Origin of the sequence: Pseudomonas sp. CVAP#3 (genome assembly GCF_018986375.1) — a bacterium.
GTDB lineage: Bacteria > Pseudomonadota > Gammaproteobacteria > Pseudomonadales > Pseudomonadaceae > Aquipseudomonas > Aquipseudomonas helvetica.
Window position 1 is genome coordinate 229,433 of record NZ_JAHMSC010000005.1, and the last position, 26,064, is coordinate 255,496.

Annotated in this window: 29 protein-coding genes; 6 read left to right on the forward strand and 23 right to left on the reverse strand. The window is 58.9% G+C overall.

What is annotated here, in order from left to right; genetic code table 11:
* Positions 1–26: 26 nt before the first annotated feature.
* The 5 genes from KRR23_RS11635 to minC form a co-directional block, all read right to left on the reverse strand.
* Complete coding sequence (locus tag KRR23_RS11635) at positions 27–1,133, reverse strand: hypothetical protein (RefSeq protein ID WP_216742615.1); 1,107 nt, start codon at positions 1,131–1,133, stop codon at positions 27–29.
* 57 nt (positions 1,134–1,190) lie between these two features.
* On the reverse strand, positions 1,191–1,826 hold the full coding sequence (locus tag KRR23_RS11640) for an RluA family pseudouridine synthase (RefSeq protein ID WP_007940846.1): 636 nt from the start codon (positions 1,824–1,826) through the stop codon (positions 1,191–1,193).
* Between the two features lie 90 nt (positions 1,827–1,916).
* Entirely contained in the window at positions 1,917–2,171 is a 255-nt protein-coding gene (gene minE / locus KRR23_RS11645; protein WP_019693048.1) for a cell division topological specificity factor MinE, read from the reverse strand.
* Positions 2,171–2,983: a septum site-determining protein MinD gene (gene minD / locus KRR23_RS11650; RefSeq protein ID WP_054593514.1), complete on the reverse strand. Its 813-nt coding sequence runs from the start codon at positions 2,981–2,983 to the stop codon at positions 2,171–2,173. The genes minE and minD overlap by 1 nt, the downstream gene beginning before the upstream one ends.
* A gap of 200 nt (positions 2,984–3,183) precedes the next feature.
* Positions 3,184–3,921 (reverse strand): septum site-determining protein MinC, encoded by a 738-nt coding sequence (gene minC, locus KRR23_RS11655; RefSeq protein WP_054598158.1) that lies wholly within the window; start codon positions 3,919–3,921, stop codon positions 3,184–3,186.
* A 121-nt stretch (positions 3,922–4,042) separates the two neighbouring features.
* On the opposite strand from minC, the gene KRR23_RS11660 reads away from it, so the two are divergent.
* Positions 4,043–4,975 (forward strand): lipid A biosynthesis lauroyl acyltransferase, encoded by a 933-nt coding sequence (locus KRR23_RS11660; protein WP_216742616.1) that lies wholly within the window; start codon positions 4,043–4,045, stop codon positions 4,973–4,975.
* A gap of 51 nt (positions 4,976–5,026) precedes the next feature.
* Positions 5,027–6,199, forward strand: a complete 1,173-nt coding sequence (locus KRR23_RS11665) for a patatin-like phospholipase family protein (protein ID WP_216742617.1) — start codon at positions 5,027–5,029, stop codon at positions 6,197–6,199.
* A 113-nt stretch (positions 6,200–6,312) separates the two neighbouring features.
* On the opposite strand, the gene KRR23_RS11670 is transcribed toward KRR23_RS11665, so the two are convergent.
* The 8 genes from KRR23_RS11670 to puuE all read right to left on the reverse strand — a co-directional run bounded on the left by KRR23_RS11670 (position 6,313) and on the right by puuE (position 13,598).
* Positions 6,313–7,167 carry a pirin family protein gene (locus KRR23_RS11670; RefSeq protein ID WP_216742618.1) on the reverse strand — a complete coding sequence of 285 codons (855 nt, stop codon included), beginning with the start codon at positions 7,165–7,167 and terminating at the stop codon, positions 6,313–6,315.
* A 197-nt stretch (positions 7,168–7,364) separates the two neighbouring features.
* Complete coding sequence (locus KRR23_RS11675; RefSeq protein ID WP_216742619.1) at positions 7,365–8,150, reverse strand: outer membrane protein OmpK; 786 nt, start codon at positions 8,148–8,150, stop codon at positions 7,365–7,367.
* Positions 8,151–8,669: 519 nt separating this feature from the next.
* Positions 8,670–8,882: a hypothetical protein gene (locus tag KRR23_RS11680; RefSeq protein ID WP_216742706.1), complete on the reverse strand. Its 213-nt coding sequence runs from the start codon at positions 8,880–8,882 to the stop codon at positions 8,670–8,672.
* Positions 8,883–9,070: 188 nt separating this feature from the next.
* A complete protein-coding gene (locus KRR23_RS11685; RefSeq protein WP_216742620.1) occupies positions 9,071–10,378 on the reverse strand; it encodes a urate hydroxylase PuuD in 1,308 nt (435 codons plus the stop codon).
* Positions 10,379–10,429: 51 nt separating this feature from the next.
* Complete coding sequence (locus KRR23_RS11690; RefSeq protein ID WP_007898831.1) at positions 10,430–10,933, reverse strand: ureidoglycolate lyase; 504 nt, start codon at positions 10,931–10,933, stop codon at positions 10,430–10,432.
* A 141-nt stretch (positions 10,934–11,074) separates the two neighbouring features.
* A complete protein-coding gene (gene alc, locus KRR23_RS11695; protein WP_216742621.1) occupies positions 11,075–12,070 on the reverse strand; it encodes an allantoicase in 996 nt (331 codons plus the stop codon).
* Between the two features lie 89 nt (positions 12,071–12,159).
* Entirely contained in the window at positions 12,160–12,675 is a 516-nt protein-coding gene (uraD, locus tag KRR23_RS11700; RefSeq protein WP_216742622.1) for a 2-oxo-4-hydroxy-4-carboxy-5-ureidoimidazoline decarboxylase, read from the reverse strand.
* On the reverse strand, positions 12,672–13,598 hold the full coding sequence (puuE, locus tag KRR23_RS11705) for an allantoinase PuuE (protein WP_216742623.1): 927 nt from the start codon (positions 13,596–13,598) through the stop codon (positions 12,672–12,674). Before puuE ends, uraD begins: the two co-directional genes overlap by 4 nt.
* A 436-nt stretch (positions 13,599–14,034) precedes the next feature.
* Here puuE and uraH point away from each other — a divergent pair, with 436 nt between their 5' ends.
* The gene (gene uraH / locus KRR23_RS11710; RefSeq protein ID WP_095078352.1) at positions 14,035–14,388 is read left to right on the forward strand and encodes a hydroxyisourate hydrolase; all 354 of its coding nucleotides are present in this window, start codon (positions 14,035–14,037) and stop codon (positions 14,386–14,388) included.
* A gap of 224 nt (positions 14,389–14,612) precedes the next feature.
* On the opposite strand, the gene KRR23_RS11715 is transcribed toward uraH, so the two are convergent.
* The 3 genes from KRR23_RS11715 to KRR23_RS11725 all read right to left on the reverse strand — a co-directional run bounded on the left by KRR23_RS11715 (position 14,613) and on the right by KRR23_RS11725 (position 17,405).
* Positions 14,613–15,239 (reverse strand): LysE family translocator, encoded by a 627-nt coding sequence (locus KRR23_RS11715; protein WP_216742624.1) that lies wholly within the window; start codon positions 15,237–15,239, stop codon positions 14,613–14,615.
* A gap of 72 nt (positions 15,240–15,311) precedes the next feature.
* Positions 15,312–16,661 carry an NCS2 family permease gene (locus KRR23_RS11720; protein ID WP_103319934.1) on the reverse strand — a complete coding sequence of 450 codons (1,350 nt, stop codon included), beginning with the start codon at positions 16,659–16,661 and terminating at the stop codon, positions 15,312–15,314.
* A 315-nt stretch (positions 16,662–16,976) separates the two neighbouring features.
* Complete coding sequence (locus KRR23_RS11725) at positions 16,977–17,405, reverse strand: MarR family winged helix-turn-helix transcriptional regulator (protein ID WP_216742625.1); 429 nt, start codon at positions 17,403–17,405, stop codon at positions 16,977–16,979.
* 82 nt (positions 17,406–17,487) lie between these two features.
* Here KRR23_RS11725 and KRR23_RS11730 point away from each other — a divergent pair, with 82 nt between their 5' ends.
* Positions 17,488–18,654, forward strand: coding sequence for a PLP-dependent aminotransferase family protein (locus KRR23_RS11730; protein ID WP_216742626.1), 1,167 nt, complete (start codon positions 17,488–17,490; stop codon positions 18,652–18,654).
* A gap of 195 nt (positions 18,655–18,849) precedes the next feature.
* Here the strand turns inward: KRR23_RS11730 and KRR23_RS11735 are convergent, their stop codons facing one another.
* The 5 genes from KRR23_RS11735 to KRR23_RS11755 form a co-directional block, all read right to left on the reverse strand.
* Entirely contained in the window at positions 18,850–19,221 is a 372-nt protein-coding gene (locus KRR23_RS11735; RefSeq protein WP_216742627.1) for a glutathione S-transferase N-terminal domain-containing protein, read from the reverse strand.
* Between the two features lie 103 nt (positions 19,222–19,324).
* Positions 19,325–19,870: a GTP cyclohydrolase I FolE gene (folE, locus tag KRR23_RS11740; RefSeq protein ID WP_019693029.1), complete on the reverse strand. Its 546-nt coding sequence runs from the start codon at positions 19,868–19,870 to the stop codon at positions 19,325–19,327.
* A gap of 77 nt (positions 19,871–19,947) precedes the next feature.
* The gene (locus KRR23_RS11745) at positions 19,948–20,505 is read right to left on the reverse strand and encodes a Smr/MutS family protein (RefSeq protein WP_216742628.1); all 558 of its coding nucleotides are present in this window, start codon (positions 20,503–20,505) and stop codon (positions 19,948–19,950) included.
* A gap of 75 nt (positions 20,506–20,580) precedes the next feature.
* Positions 20,581–20,901 (reverse strand): hypothetical protein, encoded by a 321-nt coding sequence (locus KRR23_RS11750; protein WP_019693027.1) that lies wholly within the window; start codon positions 20,899–20,901, stop codon positions 20,581–20,583.
* A gap of 132 nt (positions 20,902–21,033) precedes the next feature.
* The gene (locus KRR23_RS11755) at positions 21,034–21,624 is read right to left on the reverse strand and encodes a cysteine hydrolase family protein (protein WP_216742629.1); all 591 of its coding nucleotides are present in this window, start codon (positions 21,622–21,624) and stop codon (positions 21,034–21,036) included.
* A 238-nt stretch (positions 21,625–21,862) separates the two neighbouring features.
* Here KRR23_RS11755 and prmB point away from each other — a divergent pair, with 238 nt between their 5' ends.
* Complete coding sequence (gene prmB, locus KRR23_RS11760; RefSeq protein ID WP_216742630.1) at positions 21,863–22,771, forward strand: 50S ribosomal protein L3 N(5)-glutamine methyltransferase; 909 nt, start codon at positions 21,863–21,865, stop codon at positions 22,769–22,771.
* 167 nt (positions 22,772–22,938) lie between these two features.
* Here prmB and KRR23_RS11765 read toward each other — a convergent pair whose 3' ends face one another.
* Together KRR23_RS11765 and KRR23_RS11770 are read right to left on the reverse strand one after the other, a co-directional pair.
* Positions 22,939–23,730 carry a hypothetical protein gene (locus tag KRR23_RS11765; protein WP_216742631.1) on the reverse strand — a complete coding sequence of 264 codons (792 nt, stop codon included), beginning with the start codon at positions 23,728–23,730 and terminating at the stop codon, positions 22,939–22,941.
* Positions 23,731–23,831: 101 nt separating this feature from the next.
* A complete protein-coding gene (locus tag KRR23_RS11770) occupies positions 23,832–24,845 on the reverse strand; it encodes an alpha/beta fold hydrolase (protein ID WP_216742699.1) in 1,014 nt (337 codons plus the stop codon).
* A 95-nt stretch (positions 24,846–24,940) separates the two neighbouring features.
* On the opposite strand from KRR23_RS11770, the gene aroC reads away from it, so the two are divergent.
* Positions 24,941–26,032 carry a chorismate synthase gene (aroC, locus tag KRR23_RS11775; RefSeq protein ID WP_216742632.1) on the forward strand — a complete coding sequence of 364 codons (1,092 nt, stop codon included), beginning with the start codon at positions 24,941–24,943 and terminating at the stop codon, positions 26,030–26,032.
* Positions 26,033–26,064 lie beyond the last annotated feature (32 nt).

Here is a 26,064-nt window from a genome sequence, read left to right on the forward strand (position 1 = left end):
GATAACACTGTCACGAGGCAGGCCCGCTAGCTCGTTTCGGACAATCGCTTTTTCAGATAAGCAATGATTGCCTGCTTGTCTCCTGGCTTTGTTGGCTTGGGTAATAGTTTTGGCCAGTGCCCCTGGCCCAGTGGCAAGAGCTTTTTCTTTTGGTTCTCGTCCCAACGCAGAATTTCCCGAGACGCGCTTTCCCACCACTCATGTCGACAGACCGCGTAATACGGGTGATCTGGCGCGGCACTTCCATACAGAAGATCGCGACCGACTTTTCTCAAGCTTCCACGCTTATTGCGCAGTTTCCATTTGATTTGCAGGCGCCGCCAGGCTGAAGGGAACGGTTTGCTGCGAGGGACCTCAAGGCAAAGCTCGAGCAACTGCGGGCGAAACTGTTCGCCATGCAAGGCAAAGAAGTGCTTTTGCATGGCATGAAAGAATCTTTTTTCGGCAAAGTAGTGGTAGATGAACTTCTTCGCCTCCTGCACGGGTTTGTCACGCATGGCGAATGACAGGGCAATTTGTTCGATTGTATGGATATCGAACGAGCCTTGAGTCCATTCGTCGATCAGCTTGATCGTCTCTTCCAGTAACGGCGTATCGCTGTCCGTGACGCCGCACAGACCACTGTTGTAAAGCTTGAAACTGTTGTCGGAGTTGATGCCATGGGCCTGCAGGCACATGCCGAGCTTCACGTAGTCCGGGCGTTTGCAGACGTAGCTCCAGTCGTACTCGAAACAATCCATCAGATACTGCTGAGGCTGAATTCGTTTGAGGATCAGATTGGGGTCTTCGAGGAACAGCGTGTCGGTATCAACAAACAGGGTTTTTTCCGCCAGCTTCAACCCGGCAGCAATGGCACAGGCCTTGCGACGATGGTGGTAACCGTTCTCGCCTTGCCATGAGGTCAAGGTCTGCTGATTCAGGGCCAGGGTTTCAACGGGCCAGCCGGCATAGTCTTCAGGTCTGTCGGTAAAGATCCTGATGCACAGGGACTTGCCTTTCTTGAGCTGCGACAAAGCGGTCAGAATACTGAATTTGGCTTCTCTGCGGTAAACGTCCTGGTCGCCATACACCAGGTACAGCAGTTGCTGTGGCGTTTTTGCGAGAGTAGTTGAGTCGGGGGCTTTATGCGTCACCGGGTTCCATGTCCTTACGATTATCGATGGCTGCTGCGACGGGCTGCTCACTAGTGTTCAAAACGGTGCCGGGCACTCGAAGCGCAAGCGTTCGCCACTTTGCGGGTGGGTGAAGCTGAGCATGCTGGCGTGCAGGCACAGGCGCGGCCAGGCAGCCAGGGCTTGCGGGTGAGCGTAAAGCCCGTCACCCAACAACGGATGACCGATGGAGAGCATGTGCACGCGCAACTGATGCGAGCGGCCGGTAATCGGCGTCAGTTCCACCCGGCACCAGTCGCCGCAACGTTCCAGCACGCGCCAGAAGGTCAGCGCATGCTTGCCGAATTCATGGTCCACCACGTGGCGGGGTTTGGTCGGCGGGTCGTAGCGCAACGGTAAATCAATGCTGCCGCTGTCCAGTTCCGGTTGGCCCCAGCACAGTGCGGTGTAGGCTTTTTCGGTTTCGCGGTCGTGAAACTGTCGAGACAGTTCGCGATGGGTATCGGGGTCGCGGGCCAGCAGGATGATCCCGGAGGTTTCCCAGTCCAGTCGATGGACGATGCGCGCTTCCGGGTAGCCGTTTTCTTGCAGGCGGGTGATCAGGCAGTCCTTGTTGTCATCGGCGCGACCGGGCACGGAGAGCAACAGAGTAGGCTTGTCCACCACCAGTACGGCGGCGTCCTGATGGATGATGCGGATATTCGACAGCGGCATTAAAACAGCCTCGTAACAAACGCCAACGGCGGCTCAGGTCCTCTCCGTTGCTGGAAAGGACCTGAGCCGCCGTGGCTCCCGTCGGATCGACTAGCGATCAGGCAGGGTGATATTGAGTTCCAGAATCGAGCAGCTGCCCTGGTTTTCCAGTGCGACGTGCACGTCATCGGACCCGATATTGACGTACTTGCGGATCACCTCGACCAGTTCCTTCTGCAAGGCCGGCAGGTAATCTGGGGTACTGCGCTGGCCGCGTTCATGCGCCACGATGATCTGTAGACGCTCTTTCGCTACCGACGCGGTGCTTACTTTTTTGTTGGCACGAAAGAAGTCAAAAAGATTCATTATCTACCTCCAAACAGGCGCTCGAAGAATCCCTTCTTCTCAACGTCAAGGAACCGGTGTTGCACGGTTTTGCCCAGCAGACGATCGACGGCATCGCTGTACGCCTGACCGGCGTCGCTTTGGTCGTCGAGAATCACTGGCACGCCTTGGTTGGAAGCCTTGAGTACGGCTTGCGATTCCGGAATCACACCCAGCAGGGTGACCGCCAGAATCTCTTTGACGTCTTCGACGCCGAGCATTTCGCCGTTGCTTACGCGCTCTGGGTTGTAGCGGGTCAGCAACAGGTGTTCCTTGATCGGGTCTTCGCCGTTCTCGGCGCGACGCGACTTGCTGGCCAGCAGGCCAAGCATGCGGTCCGAGTCACGAACCGAGGAGACTTCCGGGTTGGTCACGACAATCGCTTCGTCAGCGAAATACATGGCCAGGTGGGCGCCTTTCTCGATACCCGCCGGAGAATCGCAGACCACGAATTCGAAGTCTTCTTTAAGTGCCATGAGCACTTTTTCCACGCCTTCTACGGTCAGCGCGTCTTTGTCGCGGGTCTGACTGGCGGCCAGCACGTAGAGGTTTTCCAGGCGCTTGTCTTTGATCAGGGCTTGCTGCAGGTTGGCTTCGCCGTTGACCACGTTGACGAAGTCGTACACCACGCGACGCTCGCAACCCATGATCAGGTCGAGGTTACGCAGGCCGACGTCGAAGTCGACGATAACTGTTTTGTGACCGCGCAGAGCGAGGCCGGTACCGATAGCGGCGCTGGTGGTGGTCTTACCCACACCACCCTTGCCGGATGTAACCACGAGAATCTTGGCCAAGGTGTTTCACCCCTAAGGAAAAAGGACTTTTAGCCCCTGAAAAACATCTCCTGAAAACTACTGCAGTCGGACAGCCTTGGCTGGAATCCGGTGTTGGGCGGAGTTTACCTCGGGTAAACGCTGCCTTGTGCCTTTTTCCTACTTCGTTTGAGCCGTTTTCGCTACGTTTTAGAGATGCTTGGAAAATGCGGCAGTATCCGTTAAAGCCGAATGATGTTCAACACGTCACCCGACAGGCTGACTTGTACACCGGCCCCCCACAGCGGATCGCGGCGCAGATCTTCGGAAACCTTGTAATGACCGGCGATAGAGAGTAGTTCAGCGCTCAATTGCTGACAGAAAATCCGTGCCTTGGAGTCACCCTTTACACCGGCCAGCGCACGACCGCGCATCGGTCCGTATACATGGATGTTGCCGTCGGCGAGAAGTTCCGCCCCCGGGCTGACGGAGGAAACCACTACCAAATCGCCACCCTGGGCATAAATCTGCTGGCCACCACGTACTGGCGAAGTGATTATTCGGGTCGGTTTGATGGTCGGCTCAGGCGGTTTTTCCGGTTTTTTCCTGACTTCGCCTTCATGCGGGTCAAGTGCTCGTTCGCGCGCGCCAGACGGCGGCAGCACCGGCAGGTCGACGGCAATGGCGGCGGCGATGTCTTCGATGCGACTGGCGCGGATGGCCAGCGTGCGCAAGCCATGGTGTCGGCAAACACGCATCAGCGCAGGCAGGTCGACCGCGCCTTCAGTGGCCGGGAGTTTGTCCAGGGCCAGCACCAGCGGCGCATTGCTGAAAAAATTAGGCGCCAGGGCGACCTTCGCAGCCAGTTGTCGGTCGAGGCTTTCGAGGTCATTGCGGGCCAGTTCCAGCACCGTAATGGCGAGCATGCTGCCCTTCAACTGGAACACGGGATCTTGGTCTAGCGGTTCGGTTTGGCTCATGGTCGGCATAAAACGGCTTGTCACTAAAAGTGCCGAGACTTATAACGAGAACGCCCGTAAGCCGCAAGCCGGGTCGAACCGATGTAGAATGCGCGGCCTTGTTGTCTGTCCGGAATCGTTAATGGATCGCCCGCAATTTCGAGCTGCATTTTTTCTTCCGCGTTTTTGGCCGCTATGGTGCGGTCTAGGGCTGTTGTGGCTGATCGTACAGCTGCCGTATCCGTTGCTGCTGCGTATTGGTCGCCTGCTGGGTAGCGGGATGTATCGGGTTGCCACCGATCGTCGGCGCATCGCCAAACGTAACCTTGAACTGTGTTTCCCGGAAAAAACACCTGCCGAGCGCAAGCGTCTGCTCAAGGAAAACTTCGCCTCGACCGGCATTGCCTTCTTCGAGATGGCCATGAGCTGGTGGTGGTCCCGCGCGCGCCTGGCACGCCTGGCCCATGTCGAAGGGCTGGAGCACCTCAAGCAGGCTCAGCGCGACGGCAAAGGTGTGATCCTGATGGCGTTGCACTTCACCACGCTGGAAATCGGCGCGGCGTTGCTCGGCCAGCAACACACCATCGACGGCATGTACCGCGAACACAAAAACCCGCTGTTCGATTACATTCAGCGGCGTGGTCGCGAGCGGCATAACCTCGACTCGCTGGCGGTCGAGCGCGACGACGTACGCGGCATGCTCAAGTTGCTGCGCGCTGGCCGGGCCATCTGGTATGCACCGGATCAGGACTACGGCGCCAAGCAAAGTATCTTCGTGCCGTTATTCGGCATTATGGCGGCAACCGTTCCCGCTACCAGCAAGTTTGCCAAGCTGGGCAAGGCGCTGGTGGTGCCGTTCACCCAGGAACGCCTGGCCGACGGCAGTGGTTACCGTCTGGTGATCCATGCGCCGCTGAACGACTTTCCAGGTGAAAGCGACGAGGTCGATTGCATCCGGATCAACCAGTGGGTCGAAGGTTGCGTGCGCAATTGTCCTGAGCAATACCTCTGGACCCATCGACGCTTCAAGAGCCGTCCGCCCGGCGAGCCGAAATTGTATGCCAAGCGCGGTTGAATCCATTTCGTCAGACTAGATTGAAAGCCCCAAGCACCATGGAGTGTTGCGATGAGTTCAGCTGAGCCGGTTACAGGTTTGATTCTTTCCGGCGGCGGGGCTCGGGCGGCGTATCAGGTCGGGGTGCTGGCAGCGATAGCCGAGCTGCTGCCGGCAGGTTCCGCCAATCCGTTCCCGGTGATCGTCGGCACTTCGGCCGGGGCGATCAATGCGGTAAGCCTGGCCAGCGGGGCGACGGACTTTACCGCGGCCATCCAGCGGTTGACCGCGTTCTGGCAGGGCTTTCGCAGCGACCTGGTGTTACGTAGCGATTGGCCAGGAGTCATCAGCCAGGCGACTCGGTTTGTCAGTCACAGCCTGTTGGGGATTGGCGCAAAAGTGCCGGTGGCGCTGGTCAACAGCTCACCGCTGCGCAATTTGTTGAACGACAAGCTGCAGCTGTCCGGCATCAGTGAAGCCATCGCACAAAAACAATTGCACGCAGTCGCCGTTACCGCATTCGGTTATGAGTCCGGGCAAGCCGTGACCTTCTATCAGGGTGGCCGGAGCATCGATGCCTGGCTGCGCCATCGGCGTATCGGCGTACCGACTCAATTGACGGTCGACCATTTGCTTGCCAGTTCGGCGATCCCGTTGTTGTTTGCACCCGTGAAGATCGGCAACGAGTACTTCGGCGATGGTGCGGTGCGTCAGTCGGCGCCGATCAGCCCGGCCCTGCACCTGGGGGCGAGCAGGGTGCTGGTGGTTGGCGTCAGTGGTAACCCGCGCGGCGTTGATCCCGATAATCCGTTGCAGCGCACCTACACCGGTCAGCAACCCTCGTTGGCACAGATTGGTGGGCACCTGCTCAACAGTACGTTCATTGACAGCCTGGAGAGCGACATCGAGTTGTTGCAACGCTTGAACGAGTTCAGTCACTTGTTACCGGCAAGTACCGCGGCCCGCAGCCTCGGCGTGGCACCGGTGGACGTGTTGGTGATTGCTCCGAGTCAGCCAATCGATGAAATCGCCGCACGGCATCGCCAGGAACTGCCGGCAGCGTTGCGACTGTTCTTGCGCGGGCCGGGTGCGACCAGGACCAGCGGTGCCGGGGTGCTGAGTTATTTGTTGTTCGAGGCGGGGTATTGCAGCGAGTTGATCGAGCTTGGCCGCCGCGATGCCTTGGCCAAGCGCGAAGAGCTGTGCCGATTCCTGGGGTTGGAAGAGCCTGCTATCCCGGCTTGAGATCGGCGGCGCGGCTATCGCGGGCAAGCCTTGCTCCTACAAATCTAAGTCACACCCCTGATCCGTAGGAGCAATGCTTGCTCGCGATGGCGTCCTTGTGGACGATGCAAAACTCAGGCAGTCAACCGATCATCGCGAAAATCGCGCAACGCTTGTTCGATCTCCTCCCGGGTATTCATCACGAACGGCCCGTACTGCACGATCGGCTCACCCAGCGGTTTACCGGCAATCAACAACACCCTGGCTCCGGACTCGCTGCTCAGTTGCAGCTCACCTTCATCCGACAAACGGACCAGTTTGCTGACGCCGACGCTCTGAGTTTGCCCCGGCAATTCAACGCTGCCGTCATACACATAGAGCAGTGCCCGATGCCCATCAGGCAGTTTCGGCGTGATAGTGGCGCCGGCCGGCAGATGGAAATCGAAGTAATGCGGTTCGGTGTCCGGCCGTTGCACTGCGCCAACCTGTTTAACCGCACCGTCGTCGAATAGACCGGCGATCACTACCACCTCGACGCCTTGCGCGGTTTTCAGCCGTGGAATGTCCGCCGGCTGAATGTCCCGATAGCTGGCCGGATCGAGCTTGTGCTTGCCCGGCAGGTTCAGCCACAGCTGGAAGCCGCGCATCACGCCTTCTTCCTGCTCCGGCATCTCGCTGTGGATGATGCCCTTGGCGGCGGTCATCCATTGCACGCCACCGCCTTCCAGCAAGCCGACATTACCCAGATGGTCTTCATGGCGCATGCGGCCTTCAAGCATGTAGGTCACGGTTTCGAAGCCACGGTGCGGGTGGGGTGGGAAGCCGGCAATGTAGTCGTCGGGATTTTCCGAGCCGAACTCGTCAAGCATCAGGAACGGGTCGAAGCGTTCGACGCCTGCGCCACCAAATACCCGGGTCAGCTTGACCCCGGCGCCATCGGACGCAGGTTGGCCGGTATGCAGGCTAAGCACTTTGCGAAATTGAGTCATCGGTGCAACTCCTCGATCAGAGTGGAATGGCGCCATGCTATGCCAGATGGATTGATCAATGGTTGCGAATTTTGCGGGGGTTTAATCGGGTTGTTCGATGTGTTGGCGGCAAAGCAAAAGACCGCACCCGGCGCCGGCCCCTACACTCGATGCGCTTATGTAGGAGCTGGCGAAGACTGCAATCTTTCAATCCTGGATCAGAAGTGGTACTTCACCAGCAGGCTCGTGGCGCTCTGATTGGTGGTGAAGTCCTTCGTGTCTTCGATGGCGTATTTGTTTTTCCAGTAATCGTACTCGACACCGACGTACAGCTGCTTCTCGCCCCAATGCAAGGCTTTGCCCAGGTCGTACTTGATCTGCGGGTTGAAGTGCAGGTTGGCGTGGTAGGTGCCTTGGCTGTTCTTGTCGTTATCGACCACCCAGTCCATGTAACCGTCGATCAGCACGCTGGAGCTGCCCACCGGGATGGTGTAGGACCACACCGGAGTGATCTGCCAGATGTTGTTACCCGGGCGTTTATCGTCGGTGTGGCGATTGTAGAAGTTCAGCTGGAAGTAATCGAAACCGGGAATGGCCAGGTCGAAACCCGGACCGATCAGGTAAGAGTTGACGTCGCCTTCACCGGTCTCGTAGGTCATGGCCAGCAGGACGTCCTTGATCGGGCCGAACTCGAGTTTCTGGTCGAAGATCTTGCCGAACGACAGACGCGGGCTGAACTCACCGTAGTACGTGTTATTACCGAGGTAAGCGTCAGGTTTACCGTTGTAGAAAACCTTGTCGATGAACAGGAAGTTGTCCCCGTATTTCCAGGCATCGGCGTGCTCGAAGGTCACGGTTTGCTGGATGCTCGGGTTGACTTTGAAGTCTTTGCCATAGAGATAGGTCAGGCTGTTGTTCTGCCACTGCAGCAGGTCGCCGGCCATTGCCTGCCCCCCAGCCAGCAAGGATCCAGCGAGCATCAGGCTAGTGCACGTACGGTTCATTCGGTTGCTCCCAAAGTAAGTGGTTCCACGTTTTTTTTTGAGTCGGCGCTCTGCTGTGGCGCCTGTTTTTCGTTGCTGTAAACGATCATCCGGTCGGTCGGTTTCAGTGCTCCGGCAAGCGCTGAGCCAAGGCTTTTAAAACGCGAAAGAACGCCCGCTCGGCTGTTCGGAAACAGTCGATCAAGCGTCCGTTCGGTTTTTATTGGAGTGTGCCGTGTGACCGTCAAGAGCCGGGATAAGCTGGCTATCTGGTCAGGAATTAATCCCGGGCTTTTTTTTAGAGCCGATTCAGGCGGCCTCGGAGAATACTGACTCGCGCACCATGGCTCAAGCGCCCCGCAACGGAGCGCCGCTATCAAGTTTGTCACCGTGTTGCTCCTCGAATGTTTTTATTGTTAAGGCGCAGACAGCCGCTGACGGCGACCGGACGTATCGCCGGCCGGTCTGTCATGCGGGTATTTCGTGTCACGGGTGAAGCCGGATAACGATGGAAGGACGGGCGGACCGTCCGCTTATCCGTCAGTGCTGATGAGCGTGGCACTCGTTGTTGGCGGCTCGTTCTGCGCCGCCGAGGATGTTGAACAGCAGGTTCAACGAGAGGGCGCTGAGGGTCGCCATGGCTCCGCCGTACATCAGCAGGACGTGTTGCAGACCGACCAGAATCAGTTGCAACAGCGGTAGTCGTTGAATCGCAGGTGCGTCGGGGATGCGTGCTTCGGATGACACGGACATGCAACACCTCGGATCTTTTTTATTCTTGTGATTTTGTGCATCAGGTAGACCTGTGGCGAGGGAGCTTGCTCGCGCTGGGTCGCGAAGCGGCCCCGCTTTTCTCCAGGAAGAAAGGGGACTGCTGCGCAGTCCAACGGGAGCAAGCTCCCTCGCCACAAAAGCCCGCTTGTCACAGGCTTTTGTATTGCTTAATTGGTCCGGGCTCCCTGATTGATCCAGGCGCCGATCAGGTCGCGTTCCTGCTGGGTCATCTGCGTGATGTTGCCCAACGGCATGATCTGGCTGGCGACAGCCTGGGCCTGAATCCGCGGGGCCAATTGCTGGATCTGTTGCGGGGTATCGAACATCACGCCAGCCGGTGCCGCGCTGAACAGCGGGCTGGTCGGTTTGGCCGAATGGCAGACCGCACAACGTTCCTGAATCACGCTGTGTACCTTGCTGAAGTCCGGACCGCTTGCCGTAGAGGCTTGCGCCGGTGCGGCGGGGGCGGCCGGAGCAGCAGGTGCAGCATCAGCGGGTTTGGCGCCACCGCCGAGGGCGGTTTCGGGCAGCGGTTGGTACTCGATCTTCGCCGGTGCCTTGGCCACTTCCGGGGTGTTCATCGGCGCTGGGCCGGTGACGTAGGCCAGGCAGATCATGCCCACTGCCGCGACGGGCAGGGTCCAGGCGAACTTGTGGCTTTCATGACGAGTGTTGAAATAGTGGCGCACCAACACCGCGAGTACCGCGATCCCGGCCAGGATCAACCAGTTGTACTGGCTGCCGTAAGTGCTCGGGAAGTGGTTGCTGATCATGATGAACAGCACCGGCAAGGTGAAGTAGTTGTTGTGACGTGAACGCAGCAAACCCTTGGCTGGCAGTGCCGGATCCGGCGTGCGGTTCTCGGCGATGGCCGCCACCAGTGCCCGTTGGGCCGGCATGATGATGCGGAACACGTTACCGACCATGATGGTGCCGATCATGGCGCCAACGTGCAGGTACGCACCGCGACCGCTGAACACTTTGCTGAAGCCGTAAGCGGCGCCAATGATCAGCACGAACAGAATTCCACCTAGCAGGGCAGGGCGTTTACCCAGGGCCGAGTCGCACAGGAACGAGTAGATGAACCAGCCGATGAACAACGAGCCAAGACCGATGGCCACGCCTTCCGGTCCGCTCAGGCTGCTGCCCGGTGCCAGCAGGTACAGCGTCGGGTTGGAGTAGAACACCACGCACAGCAGCGCGATCCCCGACATCCAGGTGAAGTAGGCTTCCCATTTGAACCAGTGCAGGTTGTCCGGCATGGTCGGTGGGGCCAGTTTGTATTTCTCCAGGTGGTAGATCCCGCCACCGTGAATTGCCCAGAGATCGCCCGCCAGGCCGTTTTTCGGGTTGACCCGATTGAGGTTGTTTTCCAGCCAGACAAAGTAGAACGACGCGCCGATCCAGGCCACGCCAGTGATCATGTGAACCCAACGCACGCTCAGGTTCAGCCATTCCAACAGATGTGCTTCCACAGTCTTTACCTCTCGCCTGTCACTCTTGTTGTCGAGTGATCAGACCTTCTCTTATTGGTGGGGGGCGAGGATCAAACGCTCATCCTCTTTGAAAAAATGCTCATCGCAGTTATTGCCTGTGCCACTGCGATCAACCACCAGGAAGTCATCCCGCTTTTCGATCGTCAGCACCGGGTGGTGCCAAACGCCGCGATGGTAATTAATGCCCTGCCTGCCGTTGGTGACGAAGGCGCGGACCAAGCCCGATACAGGTTCATCGCCAAGTGGCGCGACCACGATCAGAAAGGGGTTGCCGAGCAGCGGAATGAAAGCCTGGCTGCCCAGCGGATGGCGCTCCAGCATGCAGACGGTCAGCGGCATGTCCTGCGCGTCGGCGCGGAAGATGCTGATGATCGCCTTGTCTTCTGGCGTGGCGGTTTCCACCGTCGCCAGTTTGTGAAAGCGCATGGTCGAACCGTTGTTGATCATGAAGTGATCGCTGCCATCGGTTTCGATTACGTCACCGAAAGGGGCGAAGGCTTCTTTGGTCAGCGGTTCAATCGTCAATGTGCGCATGCTGGTCTTCTTATCCAAAATTCTGTGTTGTTTATTGTGGCGAGGGAGCTTGCTCCCGCTGGACTGCGCAGCAGTCCCTCTTTTCTTGGGGGCCGCTTCGCAGCCCAGCGCGAGCTTGTTCCCTCGCCACAGGTTCAGGTCTTATTTCGCGACCTTGCCCAATACGCGCAGGCGGCTCACACCACCATCCGGGAACACGTTGAGGCGGATGTGGGTGATCGGGCCCAGTGCCTTGATCTGCTCGGCGAAGGTGTGCTCGGCGTGCATTTCCAGTTTCTGCGCCGGCAGCAGTTCGCGCCAGAACAGCGATTGGGTTTCGATCTGGCTGTCGGTGCCGCCCTTGACGAACGCGCCCTGGATCGAGCAGGTGTCCGGGTAGTTGCCCTTGAAGTGCAGGGTATCGACGATGATTTTTTCGATCTCGCCCGGATGGCCCAGCGCGACGATCACCCAGTCATTGCCCGGGGTGCGACGACGTGCGGTTTCCCAGCCATCGCCCATATTGATGCCACGGCCCGGGTTGAGGATGTTGCTCATACGACCGAAGTGTTCATCGGAGCAGGCCAGGGCGCGACCGCCGTTCAGGGCTGCGGCCAGGTCAATTTGCTCGTTGTCGCCAACCGCCGACCAGTCGCGGTACGGAATGCCGTACACGCGCAGACGGGCGACACCGCCGTCCGGGTAGATGTTGAAGCGCAGGTGGCTGAAGGCCTGGTCGTTGTTGATTTCGTGGTAGTGGTGGCTGTTGCCTTGCAGCTCGACGGCCGACAGCACTTCAACCCACTGGGTGGTTTCAGTCGGCTCGCCGGAGGCCACGAAGCAGGCTTCCAGGGAGGCGGACGGTGGGAAGTTGCCGGTGAAGAATGAGGTGTCGATGTCCACGCCCTTGATCGAGCCCGGCACGCCGAGGCGGATCACGGCGCTGTCGTAGCCTTCGAAGCGCTTGCGACGCGATTCCCAGCCATCCATCCACTTGCCGTTGTCATCGAACACGCCTTCTTTCCATACGGCCGGGGTCGGCTGGAACAGGCGGTTGGCATCAGCGAACCAGTCATCGGTGACCGAGATGATTTTGGTGCCCAGGCGGGCGTCGGCCAGGTTGACGAACTTCTCGAAAGGTACGGCGTAAGCTTTCATTCTTCTTGTCTGCCTTTAATTAAAGTGGCTTGGGATGCTTGCAGGGCCCAGGGCGTTTTTCACGTTCATTCACGCTCGGGTCATGTTCGCTAAAGAGTCAGTAATCGGAACAGCGCAATCTTGTTGATCTCTGCCAGTGCGCATTTGAATTCGGTGTCTGCCGAGTTGTGAATGCGCGTTTCGAACGCAGCGAGGATCTGATGCCGGTTGCTGCCTTTTACCGCCATGATGAAGGGAAACTTGAACTTGGCTTTGTAGGCGTCGTTCAACTCGGTGAAGCGCTGGAACTCTTCGCTCGTGCATTGGTGAATGCCGGCGCCAGCTTGCTCATTCGTGCTGGCTTCGGTCAGTTGGCCCTGGACGGCGGCTTTGCCTGCCAGGTCCGGGTGAGCGTTGATCAAGGCCAGCTGGCTGGCGTGATCGGCACAGAGCAGGATATCGCTCATGCGCTGGTGCAGGGTTTCAATCTCGTCGATCGCCGCGTCCTGGCCCAGGTCGAAGGCTTTTTCGGCGACCCATGGCGAATGTTCGTAGATGTCGGCGAAGGCGTTGACGAAGGCGTCGCGGCTTAAGGTCGATGGCCTCAAGGTCTGGAAGGCAGTCATTTCGAAGCCCCTGGGTACGGATGGGTTGCGTGCCAGTGGCGGGCAATATCGACCCGGCGGCTGAACCAGACCTGCTCATGGCTTTTCGCGTATTCGATAAAGCGTTTCAGCGCGGCCAGACGGGCAGGACGGCCGATCAGGCGGCAGTGCAAACCGATGGAAAGCATTTTTGGCGATTCGGCACCTTCGGCATAGAGCACGTCGAACGCGTCCTTGAGGTACTGGTAGAAATCGTCGCCCTTGTTGAACCCCTGAACCTGGGTGAAACGCATGTCGTTGGTGTCCAGGGTGTACGGGATCACCAGGTGCGGTTTGCCGGTCGGGTTGTTCGGCTCCCAGTACGGCAGGTCGTCGTCGTAGGTGTCGCAGTCGTACAGGAAACCGCCTTCTTCCATCACCAATCGACGAGTGTTCGGCCCGGTGCGGCCGGTGTACCAGCCCAGTGGGCGCTCGCCGCTGATTTCGGTGAGGATGCGGATGGCTTCGAGCATGTGCTCGCGTTCTTGCGCTTCGTCCATGTACTGGTAGTCGATCCAGCGATAGCCATGGCTGCAAATCTCATGGCCGGCTTGAACCATCGCGCGGATCACGTCCGGGTGGCGTTGGGCAGCCATGGCCACGGCGAAGATGGTCAGCGGAATGTCGAATTCCTTGAACAGCTTGAGGATCCGCCAGACGCCGGCACGGCTGCCATACTCGTACAGTGACTCCATGCTCATGTTGCGCTCGCCTTGCAGCGGTTGCGCCGAGACCATTTCCGAGAGGAAGGCTTCCGACTCTTTATCGCCGTGCAGAATGTTGCGCTCGCCGCCTTCCTCGTAATTGAGCACGAAGGACAAGGCAATGCGGGCATTGCCCGGCCAGTGTGGGTGGGGAGGGTTACTGCCGTAACCGATCAGGTCGCGTGGGTAGTCAGCGCTCACTGCAGTCTTCCTTCTTATTCGGGGTTACTTATTCGCGATAAGGGGTGTGTGGCGGCCTGAAGGTGAGGTGACAGGCTGGCGTCACAGCGATGGGCTGATTGTATACAACTTTATATTCACTTTGTAAGCCTGATTTTTTGCATTTTTCATCAACTGTCATCTTTTGAGGGAGCTGCAAGAAACCTGCCTGAGTGGTCAGCTAATGGATGGAAGGTCCTCTGATCTTATGGTTCAGCGTCAGATTCGCCGAGAAACCATGGATGGCGGGTGCCGTGGTAAAAATGTCGTTTTTATTGTGTACAATTTTTTTAAAAAGTGTCTTAATCAGTCGCTCGCCGCCGCTTTTCGTGCTCCGAAAAGGTGCGGTCTCCTTTTTAACTGACTCCGGGAGGCGCGAGGCCTGACTGCTGTAAACGCAGGCGGGCGCGCAGAATCAATGGGACGTTTGACTACACACGTTTTGGACGCAGCACACGGTTGCCCGGGCAGCTCGATCAAGGTCGAGTTGTACCGCGTTGAAGGTTCGCAGCTGGAATTGGTCGCCAGTGCACTGACCAACAGCGACGGCCGTTGCGACGCGCCCTTGTTGCAAGGCGATGACTACCGTTCCGGGGTTTATCAGCTGCAGTTTCATGCCGGCGATTACTACCGCGCACGTGGTGTACAGCTACCGGAGCCGGCCTTTCTGGATGTGGTGGTGCTGCGCTTCGGCATCTCGGCAGAGCAGGATCACTACCATGTGCCATTGTTGATTTCGCCCTACAGCTATTCGACCTACAGAGGAAGCTAGGACTTTCCCCCAGCTACCTTTCTCAGAAGCGACTGCGCATATAGCTTCTTTGGTCTTTCGCCCGCTCACACTGCGGGCTTTTTTTCGTCTTGAGAAATGTGGTGTGTCTGATGACTTCATCGCGGGCAAGAACTAGGCGTCCCCCCGCTCCTACGGATTTATGTCGTTCGCGTGCATTGAGAGCGACTCAGGACCTGTAGGAGCAAGGCTTGCCCGCGATGCTCTTAGCGGCTCAACAGGGATGCAGCACCCGCGCCACTGAAAAGCCCGGCACTGATCCGGTTGAACCAGCTCTGGCCCTTGCCGCTGCGCAGATACCGCGCCGCACCATGCGCACCGAGGCCGTAAGCCAGCTTGCAGCACAGATCCAGCACGGTCCAGGTGGCGATCATGATCAGCAACTGCGGCAGAAAGGGCTGCTGTGCGCTCAAGAACTGCGGCAGGAAGGCGGCGAAAAACAGGATGTCTTTCGGGTTGCTGGCACCTAGCACGAACGCGCGCCCGAACAGTGCACGAAAGCGCGGTGTCGGCGCGGTCCGGGGCACTTCGGCACCGACCGATGGCTGATGCGATTGCTGCCAGCTTTGCCAGGCGAGGTAGAACAGGTACAGCGCGCCGACAATCTTCAGCGCACTGAAGAGTTGCTCCGAAGCCAGCAGCAGGGCGCCCAGACCCAATGCCGATGCGCTCAGCAGGCAGATCGAGGCAAATACGCCGCCGAGAAACGCCGGGTAAGAACGCCGCAGACCGTAATTCAGGCTGTTGCTGATCATCAGCAACGACAGTGGCCCCGGGATCAGGATCACCACCAGTGCAGCACCGCTGAACAGCAACCAGGTTTCCAGACTCATCACTTTCCTCCCTATGTACAAAAGCCCCACCCGAGGGGGTGAGGCTGGTTTGAAACGCGTACTGCGTAACGCTTACAAGAAAATGAACTTGGCGATAAAGATCGCGCAGAGCACCCAAAGACTGATGGAAATTTCCTTGTGTTTACCCGTACCGGCCTTGAGCACTACGTAGGTGATAAAGCCCAGCGCGATACCGTCGGCAACCGAGAACGTCAGCGGCATCATGATGGCCGTGACGATCGCCGGAATGCTGTCGGTGGCTTCGCTCCACTTGATGTGCTCCAGGCCGCTCATCATCAGCATGGCCACGTAGATCAGCGCACCGGCGGTGGCGTAAGCGGGGATCATGCCCGCCAGCGGCGCGAAGAACATCGCAGCAATAAATAGCACACCTACGGTCACTGCGGTAAGACCGGTACGACCACCGGCGGCCACACCCGCGGCACTTTCCACGTAACTGGTGACTGGCGGCACACCGACCATCGCCCCGAACACGCTCGACGCACTGTCTGCTTTCAATGCTCGGGAGAGGTTTTCGATCTTCCCGTCCTTGCCGACCAAACCTGCCCGTTGCGCCACGCCCATCAGGGTCCCGGCGGTATCGAACATGTGCACGAAGAGGAACGCCAGCACCACGCTGATCATGCTGACGTTGAACACGCCGGCGATGTCCATGGCCATCCAGGTCGGTGCCAGGCTTGGCGGCGTCGACAGAATGCCGCCGTAGTGCACCAGGCCCAGACCCCAGCCTGCCAGGGTCACGGTGATGATGCTGATCAGGATCGCGCCGAACACGCGGTGGTAACTCAGCACTGCAATCATCAGGAAACAAACGGCTGCCAGCAGAGGAGCAGGATCACGCAGATTGCCCAGTTTGATCAGCGTGGCCGGGCTGGCGACAATGATTCCAGCTGTTTTCAGACCGATGATCCCCAGGAACAAGCCAACACCTGCACCCATGGCGTGACGCAAGCTCACTGGAATGCTGTTGAGCAGCCATTCCCGCACACGCGACAACGTCAGGAACATGAACAGCACACCGGAAATGAACACCGCGCCCAGCGCAGCTTCCCAGTGGTAGCCCATGGTGCCGACCACGGTGTAGGTAAAGAAGGCGTTCAGGCCCATGCCTGGCGCGAGGCCGACGGGCCAGTTGGCGTACAGACCCATCAACAGGCAACCGAGGGCAGCCGCGATGCAGGTTGCGACGAAGGCCGCGCCGTGGTCGATCCCGGCGTCCGCCATGATGTTGGGGTTGACGAAGATGATGTAGGCCATGGTGATGAAGGTAGTAATACCTGCGATCAACTCGGTCTTCACCGTGGTGCCATGCAAGCTGAGTTTAAAAATGCGCTCCAGCCAGCCAGTGCGTAACGGCGGCGAGAGTTCCAGCGTCGAGGCTTCGGATTTGCGGCTTTCCACAGCGAGTACTCCTCAAGAGTTTTATTGTTATTTCCAGAGCCGGACACATGAGGTGGGCAGCGGCTCTTTGAGGTACTTGCGAATTTGTTGACCGCTTGGTCAGGAACTCGCACGAAACGGATTATGCTTTTGTATACAAATAAAGCAAATAATGTTTTTGATTTTGTAGACGAAAAGATTGGCAATAGGGATATATCGCCTGCGGATGATCGTTCCCATGCTCTGCGTGGGAATGCATCCCGTGACGCTTTGCGTCACATCAACGGCGGACGCAGAGCGTCCATGGCGGCATTCCCACGCAGAGCGTGGGAACGATCAGTCAGCCAGCGCCTTATTCACCGCCAACCAACCATCCACCGCCGCCTCGCCAGCCTCGGCAAACACTCGCTCAAGCAATTTCACTTGCTCACGTCGCAGCGACTCCTCGAACCGCGCGCCGTCGACGGTCAGTTCCAGCAGGCGTTTACGCTTGTCGGTCGCTGACGCCACGCTGTCCACCAGGTGCATTTCCACCAACTGACGCAGCGGAATGTTCAGCGCCTGCTTGCTCACACCAAGTAGCGCGAGCAATTCCTTGACGCTCAGGGCCGGGTAGCGGGCGATGAAAAACACGATGCGCTGATGCACGCGGCTCAAACCGCGCCGCTCAAGCATTTCGTCGGCTTTGGCGGTGAAGGCCTGGTAGCCGAAGAAGAACGCTTCCATGGCGGCTTGCTGGGTGGTCTGGTTTTTAAGGTCAAGCATATTGACGTATCTGCTCGCGTTGTCGTAATTTCGGTCAAGTAGTTTGACTTAATTCCCTTGGCCTTCGCTACCGGTGACCCCCATGGCTTTTTCCGAACGTGTCTCGCGCCTTAAAAGTTCTTTGATTCGTGAAATCCTTGCCGCGGCTCAGCGCCCGGAAGTGATGTCGTTTGCCGGTGGCCTGCCTGCCGAAGCCATGCTGCCGAAGGTCGAGTGGGCTGGCATGCCATTGTCCATGGGCCAATACGGCATGAGCGAAGGCGAACCGGCATTACGCGAAGCGCTGGCGGCTGAGGCCCGGGCCTTGGGCGTCCCGTGCGAGGCGAGTCAGGTATTGGTGGTCAGTGGCTCCCAGCAAACCCTCGATCTGGCGGCCAAGCTGTACATCGACAAAGGCACCGAGATCATGCTCGAAGCGCCGACCTATCTGGCGGCGCTGCAAATCTTCCAGCTGTTCGGCGCTGACTGCCTGACCGTGCCGCTTGCGGCCGACGGCCCGAACCTGAATGAGCTGCGTGCGCGCCTGGAAAAACATCACCCGGCATTCATCTACCTGATCCCGACGTTCCAGAATCCCTCGGCAGTGCGCTACAGCGAAGCCAAGCGCGATGCGGTGGCAGCGTTGCTCGATGAATTTGGCGTGACCCTGATCGAAGACGAACCCTACCGTGAACTGACTTTTGATGGCGGCAGCGCGACGCCCATCGTCAGTCGCTTGAAGAAGGCCAGCTGGATCTACACCGGCACCGTGTCCAAGACCTTGCTGCCGGGCTTGCGCGTCGGCTATTTGATTGCCAGCCCGGACCTGTTCCCGCACCTGCTGCGGCTCAAGCAGTCGGCTGACCTGCACACCAACCGTGTCGGCCAATGGCAGGCGTTGCAATGGATCGGCACCGAGAAGTTTCGCGATCACCTGAGTGAACTGCGGGACTTCTACCGGGTTCGGCGCGACGCTTTTCAGTTGGCACTGGAGACCCATTTTTCCGATCTGGCCGAGTGGAATGTGCCGCAGGGCGGGCTGTTTTTCTGGTTGACCCTGAAGCAGCCATTGGACACTCGAACATTGCTGAACGAGGCGTTGGCGCAGGACGTGGCGTTCATGCCGGGAGAGCCGTTCTTCTCTGAACCGGACAACAATCCGGGGCATCTGCGGCTGAACTTCAGCCACATCGATCCGGCGCGGCTGGACGAAGGGCTTAAACGATTGGCTGGAGTAGTGCGTCAGGCACAGGCTGCCAAAGCGGCGTGAGGGAAGGCTAAAAACCAATAAACCGGCGAATGGGCCGGTTTATTTTTGTCCAGGTTTTGCGCTGGCTGGGAGGGCCTCATCGCGGGCAAGCCTTGCTCCTACAGGTGAGGGGCGTCCACAAATGTTGTGATCACCGCTGCCTTTGTAGGAGCAAGGCTTGCCCGCGATGGCGCCCTCAAGAACACCACAAAACCATCAGGCTGCAGCGAAGCGCTTGTCCAGATAATCAATGATCACCTTGGATTCATACATCCAGGTAGTCTGGCCATTCTCTTCGATGCGCAGGCACGGCACCTTGATCTTGCCGCCTTGCGTAAGCAATGTTTGGCGATCCTGTTCGTTATTCTTCGCATCACGCAAAGCCACCGGCACATTCAGGCGGCGCAGGGTGCGGCGGGTTTTCACGCAGAACGGGCAGGCGTGAAACTGATACAGCGTCAGGTCTTTCGCTGCGTTTTCGACCAGGGCCTGAGCGGCGGCGGGGCGCTTCTTTTTGCTCGGGCGGGTGAGGAAGTCGATGAAAATGATCAGCTGGCCGAGGCCGACACGAAGCGCTTTTACTAACACGGTATAAGCCTCACGGGCGAATGAAGAAAGGCGCGCAGCTTACCTGATTTTTCACAGGCGAAAAAAAACCGGCGATGAATGCCGGTTTTCTTCGTACAGCGGATTACTTGATCAGGCTGAGAAACTCGCTGCGGGTCGCCGCGTTTTCGCGGAACTCACCGAGCATCACCGAGGTGATCATCGACGAGTTCTGTTTCTCTACACCGCGCATCATCATGCACATGTGCTGGGCTTCGATCACCACGGCCACGCCCAGGGCGCCAGTCACTTGCTGGACCGCCTCGGCGATCTGCCGGCTGAGGTTTTCCTGGATCTGCAGGCGGCGGGCGTACATATCGACGATCCGCGCGACTTTCGACAGGCCCAGCACCTTGCCACTCGGGATATAGGCAACGTGGGCCTTGCCGATGAATGGCAGCAAGTGGTGTTCGCACAACGAGTAGAGCTCGATGTTCTTGACCAGCACCATTTCGCTGTTGTCGGAGCTGAACAAGGCACCGTTGGTGACTTCTTCGAGCGTCTGCTCATAACCGCGGCAAAGGTACTGCATGGCTTTGGCGGCACGCTTCGGCGTGTCGAGCAGACCTTCGCGGGTGGCGTCTTCGCCAAGCTGGCCGAGGATCGCCGTGTAATTCTGTTCCAGGGACATGAAACTACCTGTGGGATTTTACGCAAAGGGCAAGGGTACGGCGGCGGACACGGCGCTGCAAGCGTAGCGCATCAGCTTTACTCGTCGCGACCTTCCATCATGGTCCGTTTGAGCATCACATAAACCGCTCCGGCACCGCCGTGTTTGGCCTGGCACGAGGTGAAGCCAAGCACCTGCGGATGCTGACGCAGCCACGTGTTGACGTGACTTTTGATCATCGGCCGCTTGCCGTCCAGGCGTACAGCCTTGCCATGAGTCACGCGCACGCAGCGGATTTCGAATTTTGTTGCTTCGGCGAGAAAAGCCCACAGCGTCTCGCGGGCTTTTTCGACGGTCATGCCGTGCAGGTCGAGGCTGCCTTCGAACGGGATCTGCCCGACCTTCAGCTTGCGCATCTGGCTTTCCTGCACACCGTCACGCGCCCACATCAACTCGTCTTCCGGACCGACATCGATCACGAACTGATCGGACAGACCGTCAACGGTGGTGGCATCGGTGCGCACGGTGGCAGCCTGACGCAACTTGGCGATGTGCGCGCGGTCAGCCTTGGGTTTACCGGTTTCAGCGCGATCGTGCTTGATCCGCTTGACGCCTTGGATCGCGCTTTTGAACAGGGAAAAATCGTCGTCTTGCATGTCAGCCTCCGCGAAGGGCGGCCAGTTTACCCAAGTCGAGGTGAATCGGGCGCGTCAAAACGCAACGCGCGCCACTCAGTCATGTTTTTTCATCAAATGCGGAGCCAGGTTCAGCTCGCGCGGTTGGCGCATCCGGCGGCGGCAGCGACGCCACAACGCAACACCGACATACAGCAGCAACAGGCCAATCGCCAAGACCACCGCCGCGCCGGCCGGGCTGGCGTTCAACTCGCCGAGAGCCGGCGGGTGGCCCAACAGGCTGGCAACACCCGCCAGCGCCAGCAACACGCCGAGGGTTGCCAGCAGCGCGGAAAATGCCGCGCCAAAACGATAACGCCAGTTGCGCGGGCCTTTGGGCCGCAAGCGGCGAGCGTCAAAACCATCGGATTTCTTCATTCCGACCTTCCTCAATGGGTATCGGCCCTTCGACCGGGAGTTGACCGGGTGGTTCCTGAGGCTAAGGCAATTGCGGGGAATGAGAGGTTTTTGCGGATGAGCGGCTGCGTTGGCCGCTCATCAAGCGCTCGATCAGATCAGTTCCTGAGTCTGGGCGAGGGTCGCGAAGTTGTCGGCCATGATCGCCATTTCAGTCTGCTGGACATGTTCGGCGCTGAGGACTCCACCTTTGTAAGGCAGGTCCCGGGTGGCACAGGCGTCTTCGACCAGGGTGCAGCGAAAGCCCAGGTTTTTCGCGGCGCGCACGGTGGTGCTGACGCTGGAGTGACTCATGAAACCGCAGACGATCAGGTCCAGCGAGCCGAGGTCTTGCAGGCGTTTTTCCAACGGGGTGCCGTGGAATGCGCTGGGCAGCAATTTACCGATGACAGTTTCGTCAGCCAGTGGCTCAAGGCCCGGGATGAACTCACCGCGTTCGCCTTGTGGGTCGAACAGGCCACCGACGGTGCCGAGGTGGCGTACATGGACGATCGGCCGACCCGCCTTGCGGGCAGCCGCGAGCAATTGCTTGATATTGTCGACGGCGGCGTCCATGCCGGAAAGGGCCAGGGGGCCGCTCAAGTATTCTTTCTGGGCATCGATGATCACCAGCGTCGCATGGGCCAGATTGGCCGGCGCGTAACCACGACCGCTGAGTTGAAACATCGTTTTTGGAACGGACATTCTGGGGCTCCTTCGAGTGGGGCTTTTGCGACATTGTCCTCTGGCTGAGCGCTTCTGTGAATCGCTACCATCGTAGGCACCGTCGTTGCTGGCCTGCAGCCTGTCAAGAGCTGGGCAGATGTTCAATCAAAAGCTGAAAATCAAGATCAATCCTACATCCGTCCGGTGATTTTCTTGCGTCGTCGGGGCGGGTTTAGGCTGTTAGAATCGCCAGTCGTTTTTTCAGGAGTTTGCCCCCGTGATCACTTCCCGCCTGCGCACCTTGCGCGACCACATTCGTTGGGCTGTCAGCCGTTTTCATGGGGAGGATCTGTTTTTCGGCCATGGGACCGACAACGCCTGGGACGAAGCCCGTCAACTGGTGTTGGGGGCGTTGCACCTGCCGTGGGAAATCGCCGATAGCTACCTCGATTGCCGTCTTGAAGAAGACGAACTGGTCAACCTGCAGCGCTTGCTCAAACGTCGAATCGAGGAGCGCATCCCGACGGCTTACCTGTTGGGCGAAGCCTGGTTCTGCGGGATGTCGTTCATCGTTGACGAGCGTGTATTGATTCCGCGCTCACCGATTGGCGAACTGATCGAAAAACGGTTTGCGCCGTGGCTGGGTAGCGAACCTGCACGGATTCTCGACCTGTGCACCGGCTCCGGTTGCATCGGCATTGCCTGCGCCTACGAGTTCCAGAACGCTGAAGTGGTGTTGGCGGATCTGTCCTTCGAAGCGCTGGAAGTGGCCAATCAGAACATCGAGCGCCATGGCGTCGATGAGCGCGTGTACACCGTTCAGGGCGATGGCTTCGACGGGTTGCCAGGGCAGCGTTTCGATTTGATCGTGTCCAACCCGCCTTACGTTGACGCCGAAGATTTTGCCGACATGCCGGACGAATACCAGCACGAGCCCGAGCTGGGTCTGGCCTGCGGCGACGATGGTTTGAACCTGGTGCGGCGCATGCTCGCCGAAGCGGCGGATCACCTGACCGAGAAGGGCTTGCTGATCATTGAAGTCGGCAACAGCCAGGTTCACGTCGAGGCGTTGTACCCGGAAGTCGATTTCGCCTGGCTGGAGTTCGAGCGCGGCGGTCACGGTGTGTTCATGCTCAGCGCCGAGCAATGCCGCCAGCATCAGGCACTGTTCGCTTCACGCGTCTGAACGCGGTCAATGTGGCGAGGGGGCTTGCCCCCGTTGGGTCGCGTAGCGGCCCTAACATTGGCAACTGCAGTTTGTCAGTCAAGATTCGGTTGAATCGTTTCACGACTGCTTCGCAGCCGAACGGGGGCAAGCCCCCTCGCCACAAGAATCTCATCGGCCGCAGGTTTTTAGCGGTGCGTAGCGATCCAGATCAGCAGTCCCGCCTGGAACACCGAAAACGCCACCAGACAGGTGATGGTGAAGCGTAGCCCGGTGTCCTCGCGTTTGTATTTGCTGACTTTTTCTTCCTGCTTTTGCAGTTTGACTTCCTGTTCCGCCAGATTCTGCTCGGCTTGCTGCAGCATCTGCGCGGCTTCGAGGATTTCCACGAACTGCAGCTTTTCGGAGTTCCAGTCGCCGAGCAGATCGCCGACCTTTACCTCTTTGACGCTGCCCTTCAAATGCTGGGCGTCGGCGTAGACCACGTCAAAGCCGTGCACTCGCAGGAAGTGGTCGCGGCGCAGGCGGGTGTCTTCGTTGAGGGCGTCCTTGTTGTTCAGGTCCGTACCGTCGACGGTGTAGCTCGACCACTTTTTCTTCGCCCACGTAATGCCTTGAGCGGCCAGAAAACGGCCAATGCCACGGTTCAGCGGTTCAATCTGCAGACCGCTGTCGGGACCGAAGTGCACACGACGGGCCTCATGATCGACCCAGACGTCCAGGTGGTTCTGTTCTTTGCGCACCCGTTGACCGGGCAGTGAAATGCTCATGCGCAGCAGGCTGCGTTCTTTGCTGTTGCGCTCGGCATAGCCGAACTCGACAAAGCGCAATGGCCGCCCACCGGTCGCTCGATCGGTTTTCAGCGGCGCCAGGCGAAGCATCTTGTGGTGCTCGACCTGGACGTCCGACCACGGCAGGTCGACCACTTCAGTCGCGGTGGTTTCTGGCACGGTGTCGGGTGAATTCTGGGTATCAGTCATAACGGCGAGATCCTGTCCAAGCCCTGCATGGCGGTAGCCAATGGGCTACCGACACACAGGCTTATCGGCCGTTTTTTCCAGGACTGGAGGGTAATACCGGCTTAACTGGCGCGAAGTCCGTCAATAAAGCTCAGGATACTCGAGCCGAGTTCGACAGCGAGGGGCAGTTGCGGGTCTTTGTAGGAGGCCAATTGCCGTTTGATGTCATTGGGCACGATGCGCATCACGTGGTTCATGCCTTCGATCAGTGCCAGTTGGGCATCCGGTTTCGCCGCTTTAAGCATCCGTGCGTCACCGACACCGACCTGCATGTCGTTGCTGCCCTGGATGATCAGTGCCGGCATTTTCAACTTGGCGAAAGCCGCTGCCGGGTCCTGGCGAAACAGGCTGATCAGGTACGGTTGCACGCTGGGACGGAAGATCACCTGCAGCGGCGTCGGAACATGTTCATCGACATGCCCGGCCTTGAGGCTGTCCAGCAGCTCATTGCTGCGCAGTAGCAGATCGGGTGGCATTCGATTGCTCAATTGTTGACGCAAGACCTGGTCTACCGGTCGAGCACTGCCGGACACGGAAATCACTGCGGCGGCATCGACTTGCGGAGCGGCGAGTGTGGCCACCAGTGCACCTTCACTGTGCCCGAGCAGAATCAATGGCCCCATACGCGGGTCGGACTTGAGTTTCTGGCCCCAGGCCACGGCATCGGCAACGTAGGCCTCAAGGGTCAGATTGCGTTCATCCGGGGTCGCCGCGAGGCTGGCCGCCACGCCGCGCTTGTCGTAACGCACGCTGGCGATGTTGTGTTTGGCCAATACCCAGGCCAGGCGCTTGAGGCTGTCGTTGTTGCCGCCGTCCGGGTTATTGCCGTTACGATCAGTCGGGCCCGAGCCGGAAATGATCAGCACAACCGGCACCGGGCTGTCGGACTTTGGCAGCAACATCGAGCCGAAAAGCTCACCGCTGCCGGTATCCAGACTGATTGGCCGTTGCAGAACAACAGAGGCCTGGGCTGCATTGGAAAGCAGGCCAGTAAACAGGGTAAGGCTCAAGGCAATAACTCGCAGCATCATCACGCCATCATTCAGAAGGTGTCGGTTGGACTCGAAGGCACCAATAAGGTTCGAGGATGAACTAGTTGGATAGCCTGCGTATACTGGCGCGCATTACGAATTCAGGTTGAGTCACTCAGCGATTTCACGGAGCGCCCTGCATGTCCGGCAATACCTACGGCAAGCTGTTCACTGTCACCACCGCGGGCGAAAGCCATGGTCCGGCGTTGGTCGCCATTGTCGACGGCTGCCCGCCGGGCCTTGAGCTGTCCCTGGAAGACTTGCAGCGTGATCTGGACCGCCGCAAGCCCGGCACCAGCCGCCATACCACCCAGCGTCAGGAAGCCGACGAAGTCGAAATCCTGTCTGGCGTGTTCGAGGGCCGCACCACCGGTTGCGCGATTGGTCTGCTGATCCGCAATACCGACCAGAAATCCAAGGATTACTCGGCGATCAAGGACCTGTTCCGCCCGGCCCACGCCGACTACACCTATCACCACAAGTACGGCGAGCGCGATTACCGTGGCGGTGGTCGCAGCTCGGCGCGGGAAACCGCCATGCGTGTGGCGGCGGGAGCGATTGCGAAAAAATACCTGGCCACCCAGGGCATCGTCGTTCGCGGCTACATGAGCCAGCTTGGCCCTATCGAAATCCCGTTCAAGACCTGGGACTCGGTCGAGCAAAACGCCTTCTTCAGCCCCGACCCGGACAAAGTGCCAGAGCTTGAGGCCTATATGGATCAATTGCGCCGCGACCAGGATTCGGTCGGCGCGAAGATCACCGTGGTCGCCGAAGGTGTGAAACCGGGTCTCGGCGAGCCGATCTTCGACCGTCTTGATGCGGAACTGGCCCATGCGCTGATGAGCATCAACGCGGTCAAAGGCGTGGAAATCGGCGCCGGTTTCGCCAGCGTCGCCCAACGCGGCACCGAGCACCGTGACGAAATGACTCCAGAAGGTTTCCTCAGCAACAACGCGGGCGGGATTCTGGGCGGCATCTCCTCGGGTCAACCGATCATTGCGCACCTGGCTCTCAAGCCGACATCGAGCATCACCACGCCGGGCCGTTCGATCGATATCCACGGCAACCCGGTGGACGTCATCACCAAGGGCCGTCACGACCCTTGCGTCGGCATCCGCGCCACGCCGATTGCCGAAGCGATGATGGCTATCGTGTTGATGGATCATCTGCTGCGCAATCGTGGGCAAAATGCCGACGTGCGCGTCAGCACCCCGGTGCTGGGCCAGCTGTGAAGCCATGCCCTGATGTCGCCGCGGTCTGACGG